Consider the following 7,585-nt stretch of genomic DNA (forward strand, 5'->3'; position numbering starts at 1 on the left):
AATGTTTGTGGTGCCCGGACCTCGGCACTGCCAATGCCACGGGGGTCGCTGGCGGCGGTCACTTCGCCGCTGTTCTTGCCACTGCCCTTGCGCCACAGAATGGCCTGCATATTGCCATAATTGCGACCGGTGGAGACGACCTTGTGGCCCATCAGCATCAGGTCCTTGGCGGCCTGGCTGCCGACGAATTCCGGCTCTGCCTGGACTTCGTCAGGCAGAAACTGATGGTGGAAACGCACGCGACTGACCCAGTCCTCGACCGGTTTATCGTTGGCGGCTTCAAGGACGCCCAGCATCACCATGGAGATGATGCGGCTGCCGCCGGGGGTGCCGAGAATGGCGATCCGGTCGTCGAATTCCACGAAGGTGGGGGTCATGGAAGACAGCGGGCGCTTGCCGGGGGCGATGGCGTTGGCCTCGCTGCCCACCAGGCCGTAGGCGTTGGGGCTGCCGGGTTTGGCGGAGAAATCGTCCATTTCGTTGTTGAGCAGCACTCCGGTGCCGGGGGCCACAAAGCCGCTACCGAACGGCAGGTTAATGCTCAGGGTGGCGGCGACCCGGTTGCCGTCTTTATCCAGTACCGAGAAATGGGTGGTGTGAAAGCCCTCTTCCACGCTGATCGGCTCGCCCAGGCTGCTGCTGGGGGTGGCTTTGTCCAGGGTGATGCTGCTGGCGCGCTGTTTGGCGTAATCGGTACTCAACAGCTTATCCACAGGCATATCCACAAAGTCCGGGTCGCCCAGATAGCGGGCCCGGTCCTGGTAGGCGCGGCGCATGGCTTCGATGGCCAGGTGCGGGGTCATGTCGCCGGTATCACCGGCGTTGAACTGACTGAGGATATTCAGTGCTTCGCCCATGACGATGCCGCCGGAGGACGGCGGCGGTGCGGAGATAACCCGGCCGCCCCGGAACTGGCTGACGGTGGGCGAGCGTTCCACCACGGTGTAGTCGGCCAGATCGTCCAGGGTCCAGATGCCGCCGGCCTGCTGCACGCCGTCCACCAGCTGTTTGGCCACGTCACCCTGATAGAAACCGGCCTTGCCCTGTTCAGCGATGGCAGTGAGTACCCGGGCCAGATCCGGTTGCCTGATCAGGTGGTTGTTGGGGGGCACCTTGCCGTTATGCAGGAAGATGGCAGCGGCTTCCGGGAAACGGTTGAGCACGTCTTCGCGGTAACCGGCCAGCTTGCGGTAATGCTCCTCTACGCGGAAGCCTTTCTCGGCCAGTGCAATGGCCGGGGCCAGAGTGGCAGTGAGGGGAAGTTTGCCGTACTTGTCCGCGAGATGGGCGAAGGCGGCGGCCTGGCCAGGGATGCCGGCGGCGCTGGGACCGTTTACCGCCCAGTCGCGCATCACCTTGCCATCCTTGTCCTGATACATGGTGGCCGTGGCGGCACCGGGGGCGGTTTCGCGTGCGTCTACAAAGGTCTGTAAACCGTCCTGTTCCCGGTGCAGCAGCCAGAAGCCGCCCCCGCCCATACCGGCAGAATAGGGTTCGACCACCGCCAGGGCAGCTGCCACGGCCACGGCTGCATCGAAGGCATTACCGCCCTGCTCGAGAATGTTGAGCCCAGCTTCTGTCGCCAGAGGGTGGGCGCTGGCCACCGCATTCTTGCCCGGCCCGGCCGCCTGGGCGGTGAGGGTGAGCAGCAGTAGTAACGGGATCAGGATGCGCATCGGGTGTCCTCCTTGAGAGCCGGTGGATGTGGAGCGGTGTCCGGCTTTTTTGTTATAGCAGCTGCGAGCCACAAGCTACGAGCTGCGAGTAAAACCGTTAGCGGCTTGCGGGCTATTGCCATTCTCAAGCAGCGCAGAGTGGCAGTCGGCTGAGGGTGCCCCGCTTTTTGATCTTCTCGCAGCTCGAAGCTCATAGCTCGCAGCTGCTCTTACTTCTGCCGCGCCTTGCGCTTCTCTTCCAGGGCCTCGGCGACCAGGGGTGGCACAAAGTTATTCACATCCCCGTCCAGCAGCGCGATTTCGCGAATCAGGGAGCTGGAAATAAAGGACAGGTGCTCTGCTGGCGTAAGGAACACGGTCTCCAGCTCTGGCGCCAGCTGGCGGTTCATGTTGGCCAGCTGGAACTCGTATTCAAAGTCACTGACCGCGCGCAGGCCCCGCAACAGGATGTTGCCGCCCTCCTCCCGGCAAAAATGGGCCAGCAGCTTGGAAAAGCCGGTGACCTTCACATTCGGCAGGTGCGATAGCACGCGCCGGGTCAGATCTACGCGCTCTTCCAGTGTAAACAGGGGGCCCTTCTTCTCACTGGCGGCGATGCCTACCACGACTTCATCGAACATTTTGGCGGCCCGTTCCACCAGGTCCAGGTGGCCGTTGGTAATCGGGTCGAAGGTACCGGGGTAAATTACGCGGTTGGTCATGCTTGGCTCGCTTTGTCGCGGTAGAAACCGTACCCGGGAGCACCCCGGATACCCACTGTGCCGCAAGCATACCCGATGCGGTGGCAGAGTTGCAGGCCTGTCCGGCGCGGCCCCACAGGCCGTATCGGCCGTCAACAGGGGACAAAATTCCTGAAAATGGCGATCTGGTGTAAGCATTTGCTTACACAAAGTCAGGAAAAAGACGTAGGTCCAGAGGCTTGCTTTTTAGTGGAGGGCCTGAAGATCAATTATTTTTATAGGCTCATCCTCTTTTATCGTCCGCTTGTCGCCATCTGTTTGCTGGTGGAAATCGCACAGGACTAATTTGGGACTCAGGTCACATTACTTAATAACCGGCTTTAGCATCGGAAGCCGCCGGTCCCAGTGGGGGGGTCACCTGGCTGGGATCATCAGGGACAGATGCCGATTTCATGGACTATGAGAACGATGAAAAATCAACGGCTGGGCTTTGTAGGATTGGGGGATGATACGGCAAGCGCCTGCCTGTCCATGTTGAAGATCATGGATGGTCGGTCCGAAGTGAGCTGGAGTCATAGTGACCCCGACAGCGCAGATGTGCTGATGATTTCCTGCGATCAAACGGATGAAACTCAGCGCTGGGCTCGCAGCGACAAGCCGCGCATTGTCGTATACGACAGTAATCAGAAAAAACCGGCGTCGCCGTTTGTTCTACAGCACCCCTTCCGGGTTATGCAGTTGTTGTCTGTACTCGACGAAGTGGCGGGCACCTTGGCGCTCGAAGGGCCGTCGGTACCCCAGCCCCATTCGCCCTCACAGGGTGTCGTGTCCTCTTCCACCGTATCCAATAGCGTTTCCCCTTTCTGGTTATCCCTGCATGAGGTGGTTAATGGAAACGTGTCTAACCCGGCAGGGCTGCTGGTGTCGTCGTCGCCACATGGTTTGTTGTATTTCAAACCGGCGTCCCAGCGTTTCTATGCCAGCAAGGCGCTGTTCCGCCAGTTGGCTGCCGCCTCTGTAGAGTTGGGCCCCCTGACGCCGACTACCGAGGTCGTGTCGGACGAGATGGTCGCTTGCCCGCTGTTTTCTCTGTGTTGGATGGTGTCCCGCTACAGCGCTACGCACTTGGCGCCCTGGATGAACCCTGAAGGGGCCTTTCATCTTAAACGGTGGCCCAGTTTTGGCACGCTGGAAAAAAGCCGTACCCACTTGTCACTGTGTGCGTTGATGACCAAACGGCCGTTAACGCGTGAACAGGTTCAGCAAGTTTCACATTGCAGCGAGGAAGAGCTGGACCGTTTCATTAATGCCTGTGAGATGAGTGACCTGATGGTGTTCGAGGAAGCTGTTCAGGTGTCGCTGCCGCAGGCGTCTGCCGAAGAAGGAAAAGGACGCTTTGGTGGTTTGATCAAAGGATTGCGCAGTCGATTGGGGTTGAGTGCTTAGCAATGACAAATGACGAATTCAAAATTCTTTTCACCGGCCCCATGGGGGCAGGGAAAACCACGGCAATTACGGCGTTAAGTGACCAGGAATGTGTCTCCACGGATGTGCTGAATACCGATATCGATCAGTGCGACAAGGAAATGACCACGGCAGCGCTGGACTATGGGTACATCGATATCCCCGGTGGCGGTGGTGTGCGCTTATATGGCACACCGGGCCAGGAGCGTTTCCGGTTCATGTGGCCGATTCTTGCCAATAATGCTGCTGGCGTGATCGTGCTGTTGAATGGCGAGCACCCGGATCTGGATAGCCACCTGTCAGTGTTTGTGGATGCATTCTGGGAGCAGGGTGCCATGCCAATGGTTATCGGTGTAGGCCGTCTGGCCAGCGAGGATTTTGAAGTGATCGAACGAATCACTGATACCTTGCTGGAACGCCATATTTCACCGCCCATTTTTTCCGTGGATGTCAGGGAAAAAGACGATGTTCTGTTACTGGTCGAGGCGTTGCTCTGCCAGATTGAAGTTAATGAAATGGGAATGATGCAAGCATGAAAGCTACCTCTCCGCTTGGAAAAACTGAAACGGCGGTTGCCCAGAAAGAACTGGAAAACTTTCAGGAAAATACCAAAGGCGTTACCTCCGCCGTGCTACTCAGTACGGATGGTTTTGAAGTGGCCTCGTTGCAGGTGAATAAGGATAGTGCAAGCCGGCTTGCGGCCATGGGCAGTTCATTGGCGGCGATCAGTTCTGCCATCGCCAAGGAAGCCGGCATTTCTGAATGCAGCCGGTTGATCGTCGAATCCGATGAAGGTGTGGTTGCGGTCATGAAGGTTCCGAATCTAAAACCTCCACTGGCACTTGCCGTGGTGGCTAACGATGCCTCNCTGTTGGGGCAGCTTCTCTGGGGGGCCAAGAACTGTTGTGCCGCTCTTGAGGAAAAACTAAAAAAGTAAATTTTATCACCCGTTAAAAATTTCGGGATAACACAAGTGTTGAAGGAGATTTTCCATGGCGAATATCAAAGAAAGTATGGATGCATTGCTGCAGTCTGATGGTGCCATGTGTACCGCCATTGTTGATGCCAACAGTGGTATGGTGCTGGGCCAGGCGGGTACCGGTCTGGATCTGGAACTGGCAGCGGCGGGTAACACGGAAGTGGTTCGTGCCAAATTGAAAACCATGAAATCTCTGGGGTTGAGCGACAGGATTGAGGATATCCTGATTACTCTGGGTAGCCAGTATCACATTATTCGTCCGGTAGCCTCGAAGGAAGGGCTGTTTATCTATTTGGTGCTGGACAAAAACAAATCGAACCTGGCCCTGGCCCGCCGTAACTGCCAGGAAGTGGAATCCACGCTGTCGTTGTAATCTGCTTTCACCCCGCCATGCCGATCGGGTGGCGGGGTTTTTTTCTTTTCCTTTTTCGTGGCTTAACGGTTTCGTCCGGCGCACCTTCTGGCAGACGGCGGATCGCAGCCTGGCCCCTTCGCGTGCAAGCACGCTCCTACCGCTACTCTGCAGGGCTCAGCCCGGTGTGCTGTTGGCTGTAGCGCCGGGTACTCATTTCAATGACTTTTTCCATCTTGGGGACAGCAATCTGATGCTGCTTGAGAAAGTCTTCTGTGGCCACCGTATCGAAACGTGTGGGTTGAATAAAATGAAGCGCTTCCGGGTAGGTATTCATTAACGCCGGCAGGCCGGGTATGCGTAACAGTGCGGCGAGTACGGGCATGGGAATATAGCCACGGGGTGCGCGCTTGCCCATGTGGGAAGCCGCCTGCGTCAGCAGGGGCTGCAGGTTGGGTGTCTGCCTGTCCAGGGCCAGCAGTTTTTCAGGTACCACGTCGGCAGTGGCGGCCAGGCGGATGATGTCTGCCAGATGGTCCACTGCCACCAGGGGAAGCCAGTGTGCCCGGGTGCCGGGTACCAATGCCAGGCGGCCGCAGGCCAGGTTATCGAGCAGGCTGTATAACGGTTGGCTGTTATCCAGCTCACCGGTATGGCTATTGCCGGCAACGGTGGCGGGCTGGACTTCCACAAAATCGAGTGCGTGCTGTCTGGCAAAGGCACGGGCGCGAATGGCCGCTTCCAGTTTGCTGGCTTCATAGCCGCCAGCCCGCCGGTAAACCTTCGGCCATTCAGTGTGTGATGGGGTGGCGGGATCAATGCCAAGCCGATTCAGGTGCCCGTGATTTTCCAGCATAAAACCGCTGATAAACACCAAACGGCATTGCTGGCGGCGTGCCAGTTCGGCCACGGCCAGGCTTCCCGTTACATTGGTGCGGCGGGCGGTATCGGTATCGAGCCGCCAGGCGAAACGGGCGCCGAGGTGGATGATGGCATCGAGTTTGGGGAGCGCGGTGGTCAGGCCCAGTTCCGGTTGGTCCAGATCGCCGCTGATCGCCTGGAGCAAGTGGCCTTGCCCGCCGAGGCTGTCCACCTGCTGGCGCAGGGTGTCGAGTTGAACCTCGGGTTGTCGCAGCATGGCGACCACGGCGTGGTTATGGCGGGTCAGGCTGGCGCAGACGTGGCGACCAATGAAGCCGGTGGCCCCGGTGATAAAGAAGATCATGGTGATGTCCTTTTCCTGTTTTCAGTGAGGTGCGGAGAAAGCTCATGACTACGCTAAGGTGTAGAGTACGCTCTAAGGTCAACAGGGAATAAGTGAGCCTCCTATGCGCATTGCAGAACTGGAACAGCGGACCGGTGTGAGCCGCCATACCTTGCGGTATTACGAGAAAGAGGGGTTGCTGCTGGAGGTCGGCAGGCGAGGCAATAACTACCGGGATTATTCGGAGAAAGCGGTGCAGCGGGTAGGCATGGTGCGCCAGCTGAAGGCGCTTGGGTTTTCGCTCAAGGAGATCCGCGAGGTGCTGGACGCCCTGCGCAGTGACAGTATCGATTGTGATCAGGGCGCGGCGTTGATGGCCGAGAAAAAAGCCGCGGTGGATCGCAAGATCACGGAACTGAAGGCGGTTAGCCGGATGTTGGGTGAGGAGCAGAAACGCTTGCTTGCCAGTGCCGAGGCGCAGCGGCGGAGCCAGGCCTGCGCAGGGTAAATGTATCGCGCCAGAAGGTTTACTGCTTGTGGGGAAATCGATACTTCTCGTCAATTCTGGTGGTTTTGGTTAGCGTCCTGGTCGGACAAGTGCGGTTTTTTACTGGTGCAGGGACGGCGCGGCCATTAGCGTGATTGCCCATCTGTTTCATCACCTGTGAGGAATGCCCATGAATCGCGCAACGCAAGCCAATCCTTCTGTTCAGGCTGTACCGGGCCTGTCTTTCAGTGCGGCAAAGGCACAGGGGCAAGCGACCGGGGATGAGGCACTGGCCATTTTTGATGCGCTGGAACCGGTGGCCCCGGATTTCATGATCGGTGCCTGGAAAGGCGAAGGGTTTGAAACCGGCCACCCGATGGATGGGGTGCTGGAGCGTTGCCATTGGCACGGCAAGCGTTTCGAGAGCGAAGAGCATGTGCACCCGCTGGTGTTTCGCAAGGTCTCCGGCAAGCTCACCTCGGTGAAGCCGTTACTGACCATGCCCGGGCTGGGGTTGCTGGATCAGATGCCGTTCCTGAATTCGGCGTTTGTGGGCAAGGTGTTCCAGTGGATCTTGCCGTTGCTATCCGGGCGCAAGTCCGCCGCGCGTCTGCGCACCACCACCTACCGGGGGGTGGCCACGGCGACCATGATGTACGACAACCTGCCGATCAACGATGTGTTCCGCAAGGTGGATGACAATACCGTGCTCGGCATCATGGACTTGAAAGGCATGAAGCAGC

The 7,585-nt window shown here is 58.3% G+C and carries 9 protein-coding genes; 6 read left to right on the forward strand and 3 right to left on the reverse strand.

Annotation, left to right across the window (positions count from 1 at the left end; genetic code table 11):
* Positions 1–1,676 (reverse strand): gamma-glutamyltransferase (gene ggt, locus A3754_RS10885; protein ID WP_063519695.1); only part of this gene is annotated, 1,676 nt, incomplete at its 3' end.
* Between the two features lie 209 nt (positions 1,677–1,885).
* Complete coding sequence (gene coaD, locus A3754_RS10890; RefSeq protein ID WP_007150106.1) at positions 1,886–2,377, reverse strand: pantetheine-phosphate adenylyltransferase; 492 nt, start codon at positions 2,375–2,377, stop codon at positions 1,886–1,888.
* Positions 2,378–2,824: 447 nt separating this feature from the next.
* Between coaD and A3754_RS10900 the strand changes: the two genes are divergently transcribed.
* The 4 genes from A3754_RS10900 to A3754_RS10915 all read left to right on the forward strand — a co-directional run bounded on the left by A3754_RS10900 (position 2,825) and on the right by A3754_RS10915 (position 5,172).
* Entirely contained in the window at positions 2,825–3,802 is a 978-nt protein-coding gene (locus A3754_RS10900) for a hypothetical protein (RefSeq protein ID WP_063519697.1), read from the forward strand.
* A gap of 2 nt (positions 3,803–3,804) precedes the next feature.
* The gene (locus A3754_RS10905; protein ID WP_063519698.1) at positions 3,805–4,356 is read left to right on the forward strand and encodes an ATP/GTP-binding protein; all 552 of its coding nucleotides are present in this window, start codon (positions 3,805–3,807) and stop codon (positions 4,354–4,356) included.
* On the forward strand, positions 4,353–4,757 hold the full coding sequence (locus A3754_RS10910) for a roadblock/LC7 domain-containing protein (protein WP_063519699.1): 405 nt from the start codon (positions 4,353–4,355) through the stop codon (positions 4,755–4,757). The genes A3754_RS10905 and A3754_RS10910 overlap by 4 nt, the downstream gene beginning before the upstream one ends.
* Before the next feature lie 55 nt (positions 4,758–4,812).
* Positions 4,813–5,172 (forward strand): hypothetical protein, encoded by a 360-nt coding sequence (locus tag A3754_RS10915; RefSeq protein ID WP_063519700.1) that lies wholly within the window; start codon positions 4,813–4,815, stop codon positions 5,170–5,172.
* Positions 5,173–5,314: 142 nt separating this feature from the next.
* Here the strand turns inward: A3754_RS10915 and A3754_RS10920 are convergent, their stop codons facing one another.
* Entirely contained in the window at positions 5,315–6,376 is a 1,062-nt protein-coding gene (locus A3754_RS10920; protein ID WP_063519701.1) for an SDR family oxidoreductase, read from the reverse strand.
* A gap of 103 nt (positions 6,377–6,479) precedes the next feature.
* Here A3754_RS10920 and A3754_RS10925 point away from each other — a divergent pair, with 103 nt between their 5' ends.
* Entirely contained in the window at positions 6,480–6,863 is a 384-nt protein-coding gene (locus A3754_RS10925) for a MerR family transcriptional regulator (RefSeq protein WP_063519702.1), read from the forward strand.
* Positions 6,864–7,032: 169 nt separating this feature from the next.
* On the forward strand, positions 7,033–7,585 hold a 553-nt coding region (locus tag A3754_RS10930; protein WP_231880588.1), incomplete at its 3' end, for a DUF4334 domain-containing protein.

Source organism: Alcanivorax sp. HI0083 (assembly GCF_001635175.1).